The 16,137-nt window shown below is 69.4% G+C and carries 16 protein-coding genes, 1 tRNA gene and 1 riboswitch; of the genes, 9 read left to right on the top strand and 8 right to left on the bottom strand.

Annotation, left to right across the window (positions count from 1 at the left end; translation table 11 throughout):
* Window positions 1-22 precede the first annotated feature (22 nt).
* Genes OHB44_RS01445 through OHB44_RS01435 form a run of 3 tightly spaced genes read left to right on the top strand, consistent with a single transcriptional unit; the run spans window position 23 to window position 1,252 of the window.
* Entirely contained in the window at window positions 23-391 is a 369-nt protein-coding gene (locus OHB44_RS01445) for a hypothetical protein (protein ID WP_330439423.1), read from the top strand.
* Window positions 363-575, top strand: a complete 213-nt coding sequence (locus OHB44_RS01440; protein WP_330439422.1) for a hypothetical protein — start codon at window positions 363-365, stop codon at window positions 573-575. Before OHB44_RS01445 ends, OHB44_RS01440 begins: the two co-directional genes overlap by 29 nt.
* A 32-nt stretch (window positions 576-607) precedes the next feature.
* Window positions 608-1,252 (top strand): dihydrofolate reductase family protein, encoded by a 645-nt coding sequence (locus OHB44_RS01435; RefSeq protein WP_330439421.1) that lies wholly within the window; start codon window positions 608-610, stop codon window positions 1,250-1,252.
* Window positions 1,253-1,277: 25 nt separating this feature from the next.
* Here the strand turns inward: OHB44_RS01435 and OHB44_RS01430 are convergent, their stop codons facing one another.
* Window positions 1,278-1,619: a VOC family protein gene (locus OHB44_RS01430; protein WP_238685215.1), complete on the bottom strand. Its 342-nt coding sequence runs from the start codon at window positions 1,617-1,619 to the stop codon at window positions 1,278-1,280.
* Window positions 1,620-1,804: 185 nt separating this feature from the next.
* Between OHB44_RS01430 and OHB44_RS01425 the strand changes: the two genes are divergently transcribed.
* The 4 genes from OHB44_RS01425 to OHB44_RS01410 all read left to right on the top strand — a co-directional run bounded on the left by OHB44_RS01425 (window position 1,805) and on the right by OHB44_RS01410 (window position 4,947).
* On the top strand, window positions 1,805-2,560 hold the full coding sequence (locus tag OHB44_RS01425; RefSeq protein WP_330439420.1) for a hypothetical protein: 756 nt from the start codon (window positions 1,805-1,807) through the stop codon (window positions 2,558-2,560).
* Window positions 2,557-2,910, top strand: coding sequence for a transcriptional regulator (locus OHB44_RS01420; RefSeq protein ID WP_238685213.1), 354 nt, complete (start codon window positions 2,557-2,559; stop codon window positions 2,908-2,910). Before OHB44_RS01425 ends, OHB44_RS01420 begins: the two co-directional genes overlap by 4 nt.
* A gap of 645 nt (window positions 2,911-3,555) precedes the next feature.
* Complete coding sequence (locus tag OHB44_RS01415) at window positions 3,556-4,494, top strand: LD-carboxypeptidase (RefSeq protein WP_238685416.1); 939 nt, start codon at window positions 3,556-3,558, stop codon at window positions 4,492-4,494.
* A 27-nt stretch (window positions 4,495-4,521) separates the two neighbouring features.
* Entirely contained in the window at window positions 4,522-4,947 is a 426-nt protein-coding gene (locus OHB44_RS01410) for a DUF6924 domain-containing protein (RefSeq protein ID WP_238685212.1), read from the top strand.
* A gap of 100 nt (window positions 4,948-5,047) precedes the next feature.
* Here OHB44_RS01410 and OHB44_RS01405 read toward each other — a convergent pair.
* Both OHB44_RS01405 and OHB44_RS01400 read right to left on the bottom strand, forming a co-directional pair.
* A tRNA-Gly gene (locus tag OHB44_RS01405) sits at window positions 5,048-5,121 on the bottom strand.
* A gap of 255 nt (window positions 5,122-5,376) precedes the next feature.
* Window positions 5,377-5,934 (bottom strand): pyridoxamine 5'-phosphate oxidase family protein, encoded by a 558-nt coding sequence (locus OHB44_RS01400; RefSeq protein WP_238685191.1) that lies wholly within the window; start codon window positions 5,932-5,934, stop codon window positions 5,377-5,379.
* Window positions 5,935-6,033: 99 nt separating this feature from the next.
* On the opposite strand from OHB44_RS01400, the gene dcd reads away from it, so the two are divergent.
* The gene (dcd, locus tag OHB44_RS01395) at window positions 6,034-6,612 is read left to right on the top strand and encodes a dCTP deaminase (protein WP_030332009.1); all 579 of its coding nucleotides are present in this window, start codon (window positions 6,034-6,036) and stop codon (window positions 6,610-6,612) included.
* 74 nt (window positions 6,613-6,686) lie between these two features.
* On the opposite strand, the gene OHB44_RS01390 is transcribed toward dcd, so the two are convergent.
* On the bottom strand, window positions 6,687-7,727 hold the full coding sequence (locus tag OHB44_RS01390) for a C40 family peptidase (protein ID WP_266304074.1): 1,041 nt from the start codon (window positions 7,725-7,727) through the stop codon (window positions 6,687-6,689).
* Window positions 7,728-7,740: 13 nt separating this feature from the next.
* Window positions 7,741-7,876: riboswitch (cyclic di-AMP (ydaO/yuaA leader) on the bottom strand.
* A 235-nt stretch (window positions 7,877-8,111) separates the two neighbouring features.
* Between OHB44_RS01390 and OHB44_RS01385 the strand changes: the two genes are divergently transcribed.
* Window positions 8,112-10,094 (top strand): N-acetylmuramoyl-L-alanine amidase, encoded by a 1,983-nt coding sequence (locus OHB44_RS01385; RefSeq protein ID WP_266304075.1) that lies wholly within the window; start codon window positions 8,112-8,114, stop codon window positions 10,092-10,094.
* 55 nt (window positions 10,095-10,149) lie between these two features.
* Here OHB44_RS01385 and OHB44_RS01380 read toward each other — a convergent pair whose 3' ends face one another.
* From OHB44_RS01380 to OHB44_RS01365, 4 genes are all read right to left on the bottom strand, one after another.
* Window positions 10,150-11,163, bottom strand: a complete 1,014-nt coding sequence (locus OHB44_RS01380; protein WP_238685188.1) for a C40 family peptidase — start codon at window positions 11,161-11,163, stop codon at window positions 10,150-10,152.
* Window positions 11,164-11,330: 167 nt separating this feature from the next.
* Window positions 11,331-12,332, bottom strand: a complete 1,002-nt coding sequence (locus OHB44_RS01375; RefSeq protein ID WP_330439419.1) for a hemolysin family protein — start codon at window positions 12,330-12,332, stop codon at window positions 11,331-11,333.
* Window positions 12,325-13,650, bottom strand: a complete 1,326-nt coding sequence (locus tag OHB44_RS01370) for a hemolysin family protein (RefSeq protein WP_330439418.1) — start codon at window positions 13,648-13,650, stop codon at window positions 12,325-12,327. The genes OHB44_RS01375 and OHB44_RS01370 overlap by 8 nt, the downstream gene beginning before the upstream one ends.
* A 103-nt stretch (window positions 13,651-13,753) precedes the next feature.
* Window positions 13,754-15,952, bottom strand: coding sequence for a (Fe-S)-binding protein (locus OHB44_RS01365; protein WP_238687705.1), 2,199 nt, complete (start codon window positions 15,950-15,952; stop codon window positions 13,754-13,756).
* Window positions 15,953-16,137 lie beyond the last annotated feature (185 nt).

Genomic DNA, 16,137 nt, shown 5'->3' with positions numbered 1-16,137 from the left:
TGGCCGGACCCACCGGCTCCGCATGGTCCGCACGGGGGCTTTGCTGGTCGGGGTGATGATTCCGTCGCTCATCCTCCGCGAGCTGATCGAGTCTCGGTTCGGTCGCGGGCCGGTGGCCGACCTCAGCGCGGTCGCGGTGCCCATGGCGGCGACCGCGTGGCTCGCGCCGTACGCCTCCTATCGGCGGCGCGACGCCCTGCTCTGGCTGGTCGGCCCGGGCCTGTACTTCTTCGCGGTGATCGTCTGGCGGGTGGCCCTCGCGCCCTACCGGGACTGGAGCCCTCGCCCGGAGGAACGGGCCCGGATGCGCTGGTCACGCGACCCGGAACACGCCGGGACGTGGTACCTGATCGAGCCCGAGAGTGGCACGCGTCACACTTCTTCCCGGTAGGGACATCGCGTTCGACTCCGACCCCTCGGGGAGCGGCACCGGGGCGGGGGGTGTCGAGCTGACGCCGACCCGCGTCCTTGTCACCCCGCAGGTGACCCACATCCGGTACGCGGTGCGCGGTCGCGCCCCGCTCGTGCTCGACGACCGGGGCCGCGGCGATGGCCCGACGGTGACCGCGAACTGAATCACGGCCCATCGAAGGAAGGACGACACACCATGCCGCAACTGTTGCGGGTGCAGTGCTTCAACGTTTCGCGCGACGGGTTCGGGACCGGAGAGGGGCAGAGCCTGGAACGGCCCTTTGGTCACGCGGACCCCACCCCGCTGTTCTCCTGGCGTGCCGCCACCGCCAGCTTCGTGTATCGCACCGAGCCGGGCGGCACTCGTGGCCTGGACGACTACCTGACCCGCGACGCCGAGTGCAACATCGGCGCGGAGATCATGGGTCGCAACAAGTTCGGCCCGCAGCGCGGCCCCTGGAAGGATCACGAGTGGCAGGGCTGGTGGGGGGACAACCCGCCGTTCCACACGCCGGTCTTCGTGCTCACCCACCACCTGCGCCCGTCGTTCAGCCTTTCCGACACCACGTTCCACTTCCGCGATGTCAGCCCGGCCGAGGCGCTGGCCGAGGCGACGCAGGCAGCCGACGGTCGGGACGTACGCCTCGGCGGTGGGGTGGCCACCATTCGCGAGTTCATCGAGGCCGACCTGGTCGACACGATGCACATCGCCGTGGCGCCCGTCGACCTACACCGGGGCGAGCGGCTGTGGGACAGCCCTGACGAACTGCTGGACCGCTTCCACCTCGAGTCGGTGCCCAGCCCCAGCGGAGTCACCCATCTGCTGTTCTGGAGGCGATGACCGCCCTCCTCCCCGGCACCGTCGTCTAGAGCCGGGCCAGCACCAGCAACCGGTTGCCGTCGGGGTCGGTGACCCGGGCGGACCGCTCGCCCCAGGGCTGGTCGACCGGCTCCTCGGTGACTGTCGCCCCACCCGTACGCAGCGCGCCCACTGCGGCGTCGCAGTCGTCGGCGTAGACGCACAACTCCCAGCGGTGCGAGTCGGCCGGCCCGCCAGCCTCCGGGTTGGCGGCCAGGCCGAGTTCGCTGCTGCCCAGCCGCAGGGCGACGAACTCCGGGGCGCCCTCGTCCGGGAACTGGTAGGTCAGCTCGAAGCCGACCACGTCCCGGTAGAACGCGATCAGTCGTGGCAGGTCAGGTGTCGTCACGATCGGAAAGGCTTCGGTGAACACGGACCACCTCCAAGCCGGACCCTAGCCGCTGCCGAGGCCCGGCAGGAACTACCACGGTCGATCCCCGCGGATGTCGTCACTTCGCTGGAACACTTGCGCAGAATGATTTGCGATGCAAACCTATTGGCAGTGCAGATCCGCGCAGCAGCCTGGAGGTCACAGTGACGGACCGATCGAGCACCGCGCCGAACAGCGGCAGCACACCCGGAGAGCTGCTGGCCTCGGTGACCGCCCTCCAGCGGCGTACCCGGGCCGTCCGCAACGCCTACTGGCTGCCGCTGCTGCTGCTCGGCCTCCTGACGGCGGCAGCCGCACCCCTGTACGTCGAGTCGACCGATCCGCTCGGCATGCGTGTCGGGCAGGACAACCCCGCACTGACCGGCCTCGGCGGGGACTTCCTCGAACGCTCGGCGACCCTCGGCTGGTACTGGCTGGCGGCGCTCATCGGCGGCTACCTGCTCAGCCTCTGGTGGTACCGGTGGCATGGTGTGCGGGTGGGCGTCCAGACACCGGCTCGGCCGTACGTCATCGCCGGCATCGTGGGCACCCTCGTCGGGCTCGTGCTGCCGATCGTGCTGCGGTACCTGTTGCTCAACACGGCGACGGTGATCTCGAACGCGACCGGCTGGGTGACCACACCGCTGCTGGGCATCTCCGATCGCGGAATGATCCCGCACCTGGTCATCGCGGTGGGGCTACTGGTCCTGGCTCGACTGGAACGCAGTCGTGGCCTGACGGTCGTGGCCGTGGTCTACGCCGCGGCGGTCGTCCTCGTGAACATCTACTTCCAGACCGCCAACTTCCAGCCCGGGGACCTGAACCGCCACAGCTTCCTACTGGCGGCCCTGCTGCCCGCACCGATCCTGCTCGTCGGCGGCGGCATCGCCCTCCTCAACACGATCAAGAGGCCGGCGTGAGCAGCAACGCAGAGGCCGCCGGCACCGGCAACGGCGGTCACCCGACGAACGGGCTCAGCGACACCGTCCACCAACGCAACCGGCTCGGCATCCTCACCATCGCGGCGGAGGCCGAACGGGTGGAGGTCGCCTACCTGCGCGACGCCCTCGAACTCACCGCCGGCAACCTCTCCCGACACCTCGCCGTGCTGGAGGAGGCCGACCTGATCCAGATCGAACGGGGCTACCACGGCCGCCGGCCCAAGACCTGGATCAGGATCACCGAGCAGGGGCAGGCCGCACTGGCTGCCGAGATCAACGCACTACGGGAACTCCTGCGACGCCATCAGGAGTTCCGGGCTTCCACCTGAGCGCAGCTGTTGGATCGACACAGGGCCACGTTAACTCCGACTTCCGTGGCTGGCTGTCGATCCACTTCGTTCAGAACGCAGGCCCGCACACGCAGAGCCTGAAGCTGGGCTCGTTGTCCAAGCTGACGCCCGGCAACGTACGCGAAGCGATCCTTGCCACCCGCGAACTCCTGCGGCCCGTCGAGGCTCGCGGCGTCGATCTGCGGCGGCACCGCGGCGAGCTACTTCCGTTCACCGCGCCCGTCTGGCTGGCAGCACCGGCAATGGCCCGGCTGTTCAGGCACTTCCCGCCGATGCGCCTGGTCATGGAGGCCCACGCCAACCCCGAGGAGCTGCGCGCGGTCTGTCGCGACACCCTGGCGGAGGCGCAGGCTGGGCGTGGAGGTGCCCCGACTGGAGGCGGCCGAGCCCTACTTCGCCGCCGAAAGAACGATCTACGCATGTCACACGCTGGTGCTGAAACGCCTCGGGCGTGCGCGTCCACAGCCCTCGAATTGAGATGCGTACGGGCTCACGCACCTGTTGGATCTCGACATGGAGCATGAGCTTGTTAGTCCTCGGAAGGCACGCCCGGGGGACCACCTCGCGGTCCTCTCACCGTCCTTCGCCGCGGCCGGTGCCTATCCCGGGATCCACGAGCAGGCCATGCGACGGCTCGCCGACCTGACCGGCCTCGTTCCGGTCGAATACCCCACCACCCGCCAGGTGGGCGCGAGCGCGGCAGCGCGGGCGGCGGACATCAACGCCGCCTTCGCGGACCCCCAGGTACGCGGCATTCTCGCCGTCGTCGGCGGCGACGACCAGATCACCGTCATCCCCCACTTGGACGCCGACCTGGCCCGAGCCGACCCGAAGCCGTTCCTCGGCACCAGCGACAACACCAACCTGCACCACTGGCTCTGGGGCCTCGGCATCGCCAGCTTCTACGGCGGGTCCTCCCAGGTGCACCTCGGCCCCGGGCCTGCCGTCGACGACATCCACGTCCGGTCACTGCGAGCGGCGTTGCTCACCGGGGAACGACTGGAGATCACCGACCCGGGTGAGTCCGAGGACGTCGGCATCGACTGGGCAGATCCCCAGGCGTTGAAGTCGTTCGGCGAGCGCGAACCGACGGAGCCGTGGAGCTGGCACGGGCCGTCCCGCGCGGTCACCGGCCCCACCTGGGGTGGCTGCCTGGAAGTCATCCAGTGGATCCTGACGGCGGGACGCTTCCCGTTTCCGCCGGAGGTCCTGCACGGCGGAGTGTTGATCATCGAGACGTCGGAGGAGCTTCTCCCCGCCCGCGAGGTTGGCTGGATCGTCCGGTCACTGGGTGAACGCGGTCTTCTCAGCGCCGTCGACGCGGTCCTGGTCGCCCGTCCGCCGGTCTCCGACCACACCCGTCGACCCCCGGCCGAGGATCGTGCGCGACTTCGCGAGCAGCAGCGCGACACTGTCGTCGACGTGGTGACCCGCTACAACCCCGAGGCGGTCATCTGCGTCGGGGTTCCGTTCGGCCACACCAGACCACAGTGGGTTCTCCCCCACGGCGGCCCGGTCACCGTCGACGGCGTGCAACGTCGCATCTTCGCCGACTACCGATAGGGCCTGGCGGGGTGGAGGATCTTCGTCGTGCCCCCTCTGCCGCAACCCGACGACCTCGCATCGCTTGTGCTCCGGACCGACTTCACCGACGACAGCACGTGGGAGGCCGTCAAGGAAGAGTTTCGCCGGTGGGACTGCTACTACAGCGCGACCTTCGTCGACGATCCCGCCTACAGCAAGGCGACCGTCAAGCAGCTGATCGACGCGAACGCCCCCATCAGTGATGAAGACTGGCTCCCTTACCTGTTCGTGGCCGACGCGGCCACGATGATCGACGTCGAACGCCCGCTGCTCGCCGTCGACCTAAGCCGCGAGCCCGGTCGCACCTTCCACGTGCCGCCCCGCTGGTATCCGGACGTCTCGGCCAACCTCACCATCGCCAACATGGACTTCGCCGAGTTCGCCGACGCCGCCGACGAGTCCGGAACGTACCGGGGCTTCGAGGGGACTTGACGACCTGGAAAAGCAGCGGCTGATGACACGCGCCTGATCGTTTGACCGTGAACGTCGAAGGCCCTGGCCGGGACTCACGTCCTGGGCAGGGCCTTCGCAGTGGAGCGGGTGACGGGAATCGAACCCGCACTGTCAGCTTGGGAAGCTGATGTTCTGCCATTGAACTACACCCGCAAGCGGCACCACTGTACCCGAGTCGTCGAGCCCGTGCACCCAGGTACCCCCGCCGGCCGCAGGTGTCCGCGTACCCCTCCGTACGGGGTTGATCCACTCGGCTTTCCGGAAGTCGGGGCATCCGGAGCGCTGGGACACCGCGACTTCCTTGAAGTCGAGTTGATCACCGCGGGCGGCAGGGTGCCGGGCCGGTGCGTACGACCCGGTGCCGACTCCGTTACGACGGAGCCGGCACCGGTGATCTGCCGGCGGTGGTCAGGCGGCAGTGCACTGGACGTCACGGCTGAGGCGGGTCGGGCGCGCCTGCGGGACGGCGAGGGGCGCTGCCACCGCCAACGGGGCGTTTGGGTCGAGCCAGACCCGAACGGCCGGCCGACTCGGTGCGAGGCCCGGAATGCCCGCGATGTGCTGCTCGCGGCGGGTGAGCATGGCCACGTCGACTGTGAACTCGAAGAGCCGCCAGTCGACCTGCGGCTCGGCCCGGGCGCTCTGCGCCAACTGCGCCACCCGGATCGGATCGGTCACCGGACGGGCGTGCCCCGCCACGTACGCCTCGTCGTCGCTCTCCTCGGCAGGGAACGAGTGCAGCGCGTAACGGCCGTCACGTTCGAGGTCGCGGCGCTTGGGCGAGTCGATGATGAAGCAGAACAGCCCCTCGGCGGTGATGACCGGAGAGACCGGATGGACGCGGGGCCCGCCGTCGGCACGGACCGTGGCCAGATAGCCGAAGCCCGGCCCGTATTGCTGGAGGAGAACGCGGATCCCGTCGGCGAGTCGGGGCTCGTCGGCGGCGAATTCGGACCAGGAAGCCATGTGGGCATTCTATCGAACAAATGTACGAGCAGCGACCTCGACGCGCTGGTCACCGGCACCGAATCCGGCCACTTTTGGCAACGCGGCTATGGTGGTCCGATGCTGCTCTCCGACCGCGACCTGGTCTCCGAGATCAAGGCCGGCACGCTGGGCTTGGAGCCGTTCGAGCCCACCCTGGTCCAACCGTCCAGCATCGACGTCCGACTCGACCGGCTGTTCCGGGTCTTCAACAACCACCTCTACACCCACATCGATCCCGCGATGCAGCAGGACGACCTGACCTCGGCGGTCGAGGTCCCCGACGGCGAGCCGTTCGTGCTGCACCCGGGGGAGTTCGTGCTCGCCTCGACGCTGGAGGTCATCTCGCTGGGCGACCAGCTCGCCGGCCGACTTGAGGGCAAGAGCTCCCTGGGCCGGCTCGGCCTGCTCACGCACTCCACCGCCGGCTTCATCGACCCGGGCTTCTCCGGTCACGTGACGCTGGAACTCTCGAACGTGGCGAACCTGCCGATCACCCTCTGGCCGGGCATGAAGATTGGGCAGCTCTGCATCTTCCGGCTCTCCTCGCCGGCTGAGCACCCGTACGGCTCGGTGGTCTACGGGTCGCGCTACCAGGGCCAGCGGGGGCCGACACCCAGCCGCGCCTGGCAGCACTGGCGCACCTGGCCAACACGCTGAGGTTCAGCAGCCAGGACCGAGACGACGAGGGCCCGCCGCGACGGAATCGCGACGGGCCCTTCGATGACTCACTGTCAGCCTGGACGGCCGTAGCTGTGGATCGGGCCGTCGTCGACCTTCTTCATCTTGACCGGCTGACCGGCCTGCGAGGCGTGCACCACCCAGCCGCCGCCGACGTACATGCCGACGTGGTGGATGTCGCTGTAGTAGAAGACCAGGTCGCCGGGGCGCAGGTCGCCCTTGCTGACGTTCTTGGTCACCCGGCTCTGCGCGGCGGCGTTGTGCGGCAGCGACACGCCGGCCTTCGCCCAGGCGGCCAGCATCAGCCCTGAGCAGTCGTACGAGTTCGGGCCCTCGGCACCCCAGACGTAGGGCTTGCCGATCTGCGCGCAGGCGAACTTGACAGCGGTGCCCGCGCCGCCTCCGGGGTAGCTGCCCGGGCAGGGCGCCGGGCGCAGCGGACCGCCGCCGCCGCTGCCGTACACCTTGAGGCGCAGCTTCTGCAGGCGGTCGATCTCGTCGTTGATCTGCTTCTTCTTCGCCGCCAGCTGAGCTTCCGTGCGGGTCAGCTGGGCCACCATCTCGTCCAGTGGCGCCTTCTGCGCGGCCAACTGGTCGCGCAGGTCGGCCACCTGGCGTACGTCCTTCTGCTGGTTGTGCGCGAAGCGGTCGAGCATTTCGAGCTGGCCGACCACCTCGCTGGGCGACCGGCTGCCCAGCACGGCGTTGACTGTCGAGACGTTCTCACCCTTGTAGGCGCGTACGGCCAGGGCGCTGACCTTGTTCATAGCGGCGTCGACCTGGCGCTCGAGCGGAGTGATCCGGGCGGCCAGCGCGTCTGCCTGCTTGCGCTTCGCGGCGAGGTCGATGCGGGTGGCGTTGTGCCGTTCGATGATCGGTTCGAGCTTGTTCCAGTCGGCGTCGATCTGGCGCTCGATCTCGGCGACGGACGGGTCGGCGTGGGCCGCAGTGGCACTGCCGGTCAGAACGACGGCGATGCCGGCCAGCGCGGCGAGTGCGGTGGTGAAGCGGGACCAGCGTGGGCGCGGCACTATCGACGCCGGGCCGGCTGATGCCGACCGCTCGGACGACGGCCGCGGGGCATGGAGTGCCACCGGGGTTCCGTACTCCTTCTTCCTGACCGCCTACCGGGTTAGCTGACGGGTTCGGGCGGGAAGTCGGCGCCCTACCGCAATGGCTGCGGATTCACCCCGAGGGACCTGGGTCCCCGGTTCGCTCGGAAACGACTCGGCGGTGTCGGTCCGTTACCGCCCAGGTTGGGCGGAGCTGCTGTCGGGCCGACAAATGACCAGAGTAGAGACGCCTGTTACCGATCCGCAACCCGTGCGGCGGTGACACTCCGTACGGATTGGACGACGTCACCGACAGTGTGTGAAGAATTCTTTCCATCCACTTCGATAGATAGAAAGGTATTGACGTGACCTCCCGGACGGCGCGATGGTGACCTGACCTCACTCCGCGAGAATCTAGGGGGTTCGATGCACCATCCAACCCTGTCGACCGGCTGGCGCGCGCTGCTCGCCGCCACAGTGGTTGCCGCCGCGACCACCGTGCCACTCTCCGTCGGCCCGGCCGCCGCCGCGCCCAGCACCGACCGCCAGCAGCAGTACGCCGCAGCGGCCCTCGAGTACGGCGTGCCGGCCGTCGTGCTGCTCGGCGTCTCCTACCTGCAGTCCCGTTGGGACACCAACGCCGGCACGCCGAGCACCAGTGGCGGCTACGGTCCGATGCACCTGACCGACGCGCGGCACGTGGCCGCCCTACCCGGGCGCGGCCACCACGACGCCGGCGTCGAGGACCCACGCGGCGACGACTCCCGTCCCGCCCGAGTGCCCGCGCCCCGACCGGTCGAGGCACCCGCGCCGTCCACCGCCGCGTTGCAGACCGTCGACGCCGCCGCCACGCTGACCGGCGCCACTCCCGAGGCACTGCGCACCGACGCGGGCCTCAACATCCGGGGTGGGGCCGCGCTGCTGAGCGCGTACCAGAGGGATCTGGGCGCGCCGGTCGGCGCGGACACCGACCCGGCGGCCTGGTACGGCGCGGTGGCCCGCTACTCGGGCGCGGACAGCGCCGACGCCGCCGCGGCCTTCGCCGACGAGGTCTTCACCACCATCGGCGCGGGCGAGGCCCGGGTGACCGACGACGGCCAGCGGATCACCCTGCTGGCCCGCGCGGTACGGCCGGAGCGTTCCTGGCTGGACCGGCTGGGTCTGCGCCGCCTGGCCCGCCCGGACGGGGTGGAGTGCCCGCGCACCATCTCCTGCGAGTGGATCCCGGCGCCCTACGAGGCGTTCGGCGACGGGGACTACGGCAACCACGACCTCTCCGACCGGCCCACGCGGCAGAAGATCGAGTACATAGTCATCCACGACACCGAGGCGAGTTGGGCCACCACCCTGCAACTGGTCCAGGACCCGACCTACGTGAGCTGGCACTACTCGCTGCGCTCGGTCGACGGGCACATCGCCCAGCACGTGAAGACCAAGGACGTCGGCTGGCACGCCGGCAACTGGTACGTCAACGCGAAGTCGATCGGGTTGGAACACGAGGGCTTCGCGGCGCAGGGCACCTGGTACACCGAGGCGATGTACCGGACCTCGGCGAAGCTGGTCCGGCACCTGGCGCTGCGGCTGGGCATCCCACTGGACCGGCAACACATCATCGGTCACGACAACGTGCCCGGCACCATCCCCTCGACCGTGCGGGGAATGCACTGGGATCCGGGCCCGTACTGGGACTGGACGCACTACTTCGACCTGCTGCACGCGCCTCGACTGGACACCGGCACCCCGGCCACCGGAATGGTCCGGATCGATCCGGACTACGTCACCAACCAGCCGGCGTTCACCGACTGCGTCACCCCGGGCGTGCCCTGCGCGCCACGCGGCTCCTCCGCTGTGGTGCTGCGCAGCGCACCGTCCGCGGACGCGCCGCTGGTCAACGACATCGCGCTCCGCCCTGACGGCAGCCCGAACACGATGGCCGTGTCGGACCACGGGGCCCGGGCGTCAGCCGGGCAGACGTACGCGCTGGCCGGACGGCAGGGCGACTGGACGGCGATCTGGTACCTCGGGCAGCGGGCCTGGTTCCACAACCCGGCGTCCGCGCCGACCGCCAGCTGGACCGTCGGCATCGTGGCCACGCCGAAGCCCGGACGGACCACAGTTCCGGTCTACGGACGGGCGTACCCGGAGCAGTCCGCGTACCCGGAAGGGGTGCCCTACCAGGCGATCTCGCCGCTGCAATACACCCTGGCCGCCGGGCAGCGGTACGCCGTCGGCGCGGTGCTGGCCGGCGAGTACTACCGGGCCAGCACGTTCGACGGCTCCTCGTCCGGCGACTGGACGGTGATTCGCGGCAAGAACCGGTACGCGCAGATCCAGTTCGGTCACCGGATCATGTACGTCGACCTCGCCGACGTGCAGCTCCTGCCGTCCCCGGTCGGCGCGCCCCGCTGAGAACCACGAAGGCCCCCGGTCGGTGACCGGGGGCCTTCGTGTCGCGTGAGGTGGATCAGCCAGGTCTGCGGAACCCGGCGACCGGCATTGTGTTGATGCTGGACACCTGCACCGGCTTACCGGCACGTGGCGCGTGCACCATTGTGTTGTTGCCCAGATAGAGCCCGACGTGACTCAGGCCGGAGAAGAAGAAGACCAGGTCACCGGGGCGGGCGTCACCTCGCGAGATGGCCTTGCCCTCGTTCCACTGGTCACCGGTGTGGTGGGTGAGGTAGATCCCGGCCGCCTTGTAGGCGTACTGGGTCAGCCCCGAGCAGTCGAACGAGTTCGGCCCGGTGGCGCCCCAGACGTACGGCTTGCCGACCTTGCCGCAGGCGGTCTTGATAGCGGTGCGTGCCGCCTCGCTGACCACGCCGTTGATGGTCGGGCAGGCCGCGGTCTTGACCGTGGTCTTGGGCATCGACGCCTCGAGCTGCTTGATCTCGGCGTCGATCTGCTTCTTCTTGGCCGCCAGCTCGTTCTGCTGCTTGGTCTGGGTGACGATCAGCGCGTCCAGCTTCTGCTTCTCGCCGTCGTACTTGGCCCGCACGGCCAGCACACCCTCGACCTCCTTGCGCTCCTGCGAAGCGAGCCGGTCGAGGATGGTGAGCTGCTCGGTGAGCGTGTCCGGCTTGGCGCTGACCAGCAGCGCGCCGATGTCGTGCGACGGGCCCGAGATGTAGTAGCGGGAGGCGAGGTCGCCGACCCGGTTGAGCGCCAACTCGCTCTGCAGCGCCAGCGGCTCGATCTTCTTCTGCAGGTTCGCCGACTTCTGCCGGTTGACCTTCAACTGCGCCCGGACCTTGTTGTACTGCTCGATGGTGGGCTCCAACTGCTCCCACTTCTTGTCGATCTGCGCCTCGATCTCGTCGACCGTGGGCGCGGCATGTGCCGGCGCGGTCAGCAGACCGGCGCCGACCGCCGCGGCAGCGACCAGGATCAGCACCCGGTGCGCGACGCGACGCAGGCCACCAGAGCGAGCAGACGCATTCAGGTCGTGACGATGAGGGGGCATGGTTGCCACCGGCACCGACTCCTTTGCAACCGACCGCCGGGCGCCTCGCGTGAGGGAAGGGCCGAGGCAGACGACCCACAGCGGTCGGTGCCCCACATTAGGGAAGCTCGGGGCGGTAATCAAGGCGAGGGCGGTCACCATCACTGTCGTGCAACCGCTTGCACACCAAGGGTATTGGCTCATCACCCAACGATTGCGGTCAATACATCGTCAAGGGTGACCACACCGAGTGGCCGTCGCCCGTCGCTGACCAGCACCATGTGCCGCCGTTCGCGACGCATCGCCAGCAGCAGGTCGGCCAGCGTACGGTCCGGCGGCACCACCGCCAGCGGCCGGTAGACGTCGGCTGGCACCGGCGACCGGCGGCCCTGCCCGGCGTACCCGAGCACGTCCTTGACGTGCACAAAACCGAGCACCCGACGGGTCGACCGCTGCACCACCGGGAACCGGGACCGGCCGGTCCGGGTCGCCAGCACCTCCAGTGACGCCGGCGAGACGTCCTCGGCCACCGTCACCACCGTCGACCACGGTTGCAGCGCGTCCGCAGCCGTCCGGGCGTGCAGGGCCAGCGCGCCCGTGATCCGCGCGTGCTGCTCCGCGTCGAGCAGCCCCTCGGTCCGCGCCTGGGAAACCAACCCGGCCAACTCCTCGGCGGTGAACACCGTCTTCACCGCCTCGGAGGCCTCGATTCGCCAGAACGCGAGCACCCGCCGGGCCGCCCATTTCATCGCGAGCAACAACGGTTTGGTGGCCACACAGAATGCCAGCATCGCCGGGCCGAGCCAGAGCGCGGAGACCTCCGGACCGGCAAGCGTGATGTTCTTCGGCACCATTTCACCGACGACCGTGTGCAGAAAGACCACCACGCCCAGCGCCAGCACGAACGCCACCGGGTGCACCGCCCGCTCCGGTAGCCCGGCCGCGTGGAACGGCGGCTCCAGCAGGTGAGCCAGCGCCGGTTCGGCGATCGCGCCCAGACCCAACGAGCAGACCGTGATGCCGAGCTGCGCGCCAGCGATCATCAGGGGGATCTGGTTCATCGCCGACAACGCCCAACGGGCGCGTTTCGACCCGGCGGCCAGCGGCTCGATCACCGTCCGGCGGGACGCGATGAGCGCGAACTCGCTGCCCACGAAGAACCCGTTGCCGAGCAGCAACAGCACCGTCACGATCAGCTCAGTCATCGTCGTCCGGATCCGCCGGGCGCAACACCCGGACCTGCTCGATCCGGTGCCGCTCCACCTCGACCACTGTGAACTCCCAGCCGTCCGTCTCGACCGTCTCGCCAGCGAGCGGGATGTGCCCGAGTTGGGCCATCAGGAACCCGGCCAGGGTCTCGTACGGCCCCTCGGGCAGCCGGAAGCCGGTCTGCTCGGCCAACTCGTCGGAGCGGAGCACACCGTCGACCAGCACCGTGCGCTCACCGCCCGGCACTGTCAGCTCGGCCGACCCGTTGTCGTCCACGCTCGCCGGGTCGAACTCGTCGGCGATCTCTCCGACCAGTTCCTCGACGAGGTCCTCGACGGTCACCACGCCGTCAGTGCCGCCGTACTCGTCGACCACGATGGCCAGGTCGGCCCCGGCCTCCTTCAGCGCGGCCAGGACACCGTCCAGGTTCAGGCTCTCCGGCACGTACACCGGCTCGCGGGCCACCGAGCCGACCCGGGTCGACGCCCGGTCGGCCAGCGGGACACCCAGCGCGTCGGGCACACCGGCCACGCCGGTCACCAGGTCCAGGGTCTCCTCGTACACGGGAAACCGGGTCCGCCCGGTCCGCCGCGACGCCTCCAGCAGCTCCGCCACGGTGGCTGTGGCGCGCAGCGCGACCACGTCCACCCTGGGGGTCATCGCCTCCGCGGCCCGCTTGTCACCGAAGCGGATGGTGCGACGCAGCAACATCGCGGTGTCGGTGGGCAGCGCGCCGGCCCGCGCCGAGATGCCCGCCAGCAGGCCCAACTCCTCCGGCGAGCGGGCACTTGCCAACTCCTCCTGCGGCTCCACGCCGAGCGCGCGGACCAGTCGGTTCGCCGAGCCGTTCAACCCCCGGATCACCCAGCCGAACGTCCGGGAGAAGGTGTGCATCGGGCCGGCCGTGGCCAGCGCCGCCGGCATGGGCCGAGCCAGCGCCGCGTTCTTCGGCACCAACTCGCCGAAGAGCATGGAGATCAGCGTGGCCAGGCCCAACGCGATGAACGGGGTGAGCCGCTCGGTGCTGTCTCCCGCCAGCGGGCGCAGCAACGGGGTGAAGAGCCGGGCCAGGGCCGGCTCGGCCAGGTAGCCGGTGAGCAGCGCGGTGATGGTGATGCCGAGCTGCGCCCCGGAGAGCTGGAAGGAGAGTTCGCGCAACGCTGTGCGTACCGTCAGGGCGGCCTGGTCGCCCGCGGCGGCCCGCCGGTCGATCTCCGCCCGGTCGACGGTGACCAGGGCGAACTCGGCCGCGACGAAGAACGCGTTGCCCGCGGTCAGGGCTACGAAGCCGACCAGGGGCAACAGCGTCGTCAAGAGTAGGCCGTCGATGTCGCCTCACCTCGGCGAGATTCTTGCACGACGGCGGCGGCCCTCAGGGGCCGCCGCCGTCGATGAACAAATCCCAGGAGTACGCGTCTCAGCCGCCGATCGGCGCGGTCTCCTTGCCGCCCTGCGGCTGCTCGGGCTTGATCGAGCGGAGCAGCACGCTGGCCACGTCGATCACCTCGACCTGTTCGCCGGCACCCTTGCCGTTGACCCCGTCGCTGAGCATGGTCGAGCAGAACGGGCAGCCGACCGCTACCGTCTTCGCCCCGGTGGCCATGGCTTCCTCGACGCGGTCCACGTTGATCCGCTTGCCGATCTTCTCCTCCATCCACATCCGGGCGCCGCCAGCACCGCAGCAGAAGGAGCGTTCGCTGTTCCGCGGCATCTCTGTCAGGTCGCCATCGATGGCGTCGCCGAGGACCTCCCGGGGGGCCGCGAAGACGCGGTTGTGCCGACCCAGGTAGCAGGGGTCGTGGTAGGTGACGCCGCCGTCGACCGGCTGCACCGGCGTGAGCTTGCCGGTGGCGACCAGGTGCGCGAGCAGTTGGGTGTGGTGGACCACCTCGAACTCGCCACCGAGCTGCCCGTACTCGTTGCCCAGGGTGTTGAAGCAGTGCGGGCAGGTCGCGACGATCTTGCGCTTGGCCTTGTCCCGGCCCTCGAACGCCTCGTTCAGCGTCTCCACGTTCTGCTGGGCGAGCATCTGGAAGACGAACTCGTTGCCGATCCGTCGTGCCGGGTCGCCGGAGCAGGTCTCGCCCTCGCCCAGGATCGCGAACGTCACGCCCGCCTCGTTGAGCAGCGTGGCCACCGCGCGGGTGGTCTTCTTGGCCCGGTCCTCGAACGCGCCGGCGCAGCCGACCCAGAACAGGTACTCGAAGTCGTCCACCTCGCCGACCCGGGGCACCTCGAAGTCCAGGCCCTTGGTCCAGTCCTCGCGGGTGTTCTGCGGGGCACCCCACGGGTTGCCCTTGTTCTCCAGGTTGCGCAGCATCACGCCGGCCTCGGAAGGGAAGCTCGACTCGATCAGCACCTGGTAGCGGCGCATGTCGACGATGTGGTCGACGTGTTCGATGTCCACCGGGCACTGCTCGACGCAGGCGCCGCAGGTGGTGCAGGACCAGAGCACGTCCGGGTCGATGACACCGCCCTCCTCGGCGGTGCCGATCAACGGCTTGTCGGCCTCGGCGAGGGCCAGCACGTCCAGGTGGGCGAGCTGCGCCTGGGTGGCCTTCTCCTCGCCGGTCAGGTCCTTGCCGCCGCCGGCCAGCAGATAGGGCGCCTTCGCGTACGCGTGGTCACGCAGGCTCAGGATGAGCAGCTTGGGCGACAGGGGCTTGCCGGTGTTCCAGGCCGGGCACTGCGACTGGCAGCGACCGCACTCGGTGCAGGTGCTGAAGTCCAGCAGGCCCTTCCAGCTGAACTGCTCGACGTGGGCGACGCCGAACTGGTCCTTCTCCGGGTCCGCCTCCTCGAAGTCGAGCGGCTTGCCCTGGCTCGTCATCGGGCGCAGCGCGCCGAGACCGGAGCCGGCCGGTTTGGCCGGCTCGCGCTTGAAGAAGATGTTGGGGAACGCCAGGAAGCGGTGCCAGGCGACGCCCATCGTGACGTTCAGGGAGATGACGATCAGCCACGTCATCGAAATGATGATCTTGATGGCCGCGGCGACGCTGACGCCGTCCTCCCAGTCGGGCAGCACCGCACCGACAGCGTGGCTGACCGGGGTGGCCCAGAACGGGAACTCGAAGTGGTCGGTGGCGACCTTGAAGCCCCGGATCACGAAGCCGAAGATCAGGACCAGCAGCACGATCCACTCGACGAAGTAGCCCTGCCACATTGTCGAGCCGGTGAACCGGGACCGCCCGCCCGGGCGGGTCGGCCTGTTGCGCAGCCGGATCGCCATCAGCACCAGGATGCCGACCAGACTCAGCACCCCGATGATCTCGGTGACCAGACCGAAGATCGTCCAGTGGCCGATGATCGGCAGACCGCCGTCGGTGGTGCCCACCTCGAAGTACGCCTCGAGCACCAGCAGCGACAGCACGACGAAGCCGACCATCACGAACCAGTGCGCGGCGCCCACCACGCCCCACTTGAGCATCCGGGTGTGGCCGGCCGTCTCCACCAGCATCGTCCTGGCGCGGGCGACCTTGTCGGAGAACCGCTCCGGCGCGGGTTGCCCGAGCCGGATGACTGCCACCATCTTCAGGACCGCACGCACCGCAAGCCACACCGCCACAGCGGTGATGGCGGCCGCGAGGATCGTGGTGACGATCTGGACGCTGCCCATCAAGTTGGCCTCCCCGGTCTGCTGCCTGATGACCTCGCTCTGCTCGGTCATGCAGTGCAGCCTACGCGAAGGTTACCCAGCGGTAACGTGAGTCATCTCGCAGTAGGCCGCGCTGCCTGCGCACACCATAGGGGGCCCCACCCGATCCTGCTGGGCAGGGGCTCGACGGGGTGACGTGGGACCGC

Origin of the sequence: Micromonospora sp. NBC_00821 (assembly GCF_036347035.1) — a bacterium.
Lineage (GTDB): Bacteria > Actinomycetota > Actinomycetes > Mycobacteriales > Micromonosporaceae > Micromonospora > Micromonospora hortensis.
This window is presented reverse-complemented; position numbering and strand designations above follow the sequence as displayed.

What these genes read in the sequence shown, in the direction of transcription:
- OHB44_RS01445 (WP_330439423.1), top strand. Translation starts at nt 23, where the DNA reads ATGGTCCGCACGGGGGCTTTGCTGGTCGGGGTGATGATTCCGTCGCTC.
- OHB44_RS01435 (WP_330439421.1), top strand. Translation starts at nt 608, where the DNA reads ATGCCGCAACTGTTGCGGGTGCAGTGCTTCAACGTTTCGCGCGACGGG.
- OHB44_RS01415 (WP_238685416.1), top strand. Translation starts at nt 3,556, where the DNA reads ATGCGACGGCTCGCCGACCTGACCGGCCTCGTTCCGGTCGAATACCCC.
- OHB44_RS01400 (WP_238685191.1), bottom strand. Translation starts at nt 5,934, where the DNA reads ATGGCTTCCTGGTCCGAATTCGCCGCCGACGAGCCCCGACTCGCCGAC.
- dcd (WP_030332009.1), top strand. Translation starts at nt 6,034, where the DNA reads ATGCTGCTCTCCGACCGCGACCTGGTCTCCGAGATCAAGGCCGGCACG.
- OHB44_RS01385 (WP_266304075.1), top strand. Translation starts at nt 8,112, where the DNA reads ATGCACCATCCAACCCTGTCGACCGGCTGGCGCGCGCTGCTCGCCGCC.
- OHB44_RS01375 (WP_330439419.1), bottom strand. Translation starts at nt 12,332, where the DNA reads ATGACTGAGCTGATCGTGACGGTGCTGTTGCTGCTCGGCAACGGGTTC.
- OHB44_RS01365 (WP_238687705.1), bottom strand. Translation starts at nt 15,952, where the DNA reads ATGGGCAGCGTCCAGATCGTCACCACGATCCTCGCGGCCGCCATCACC.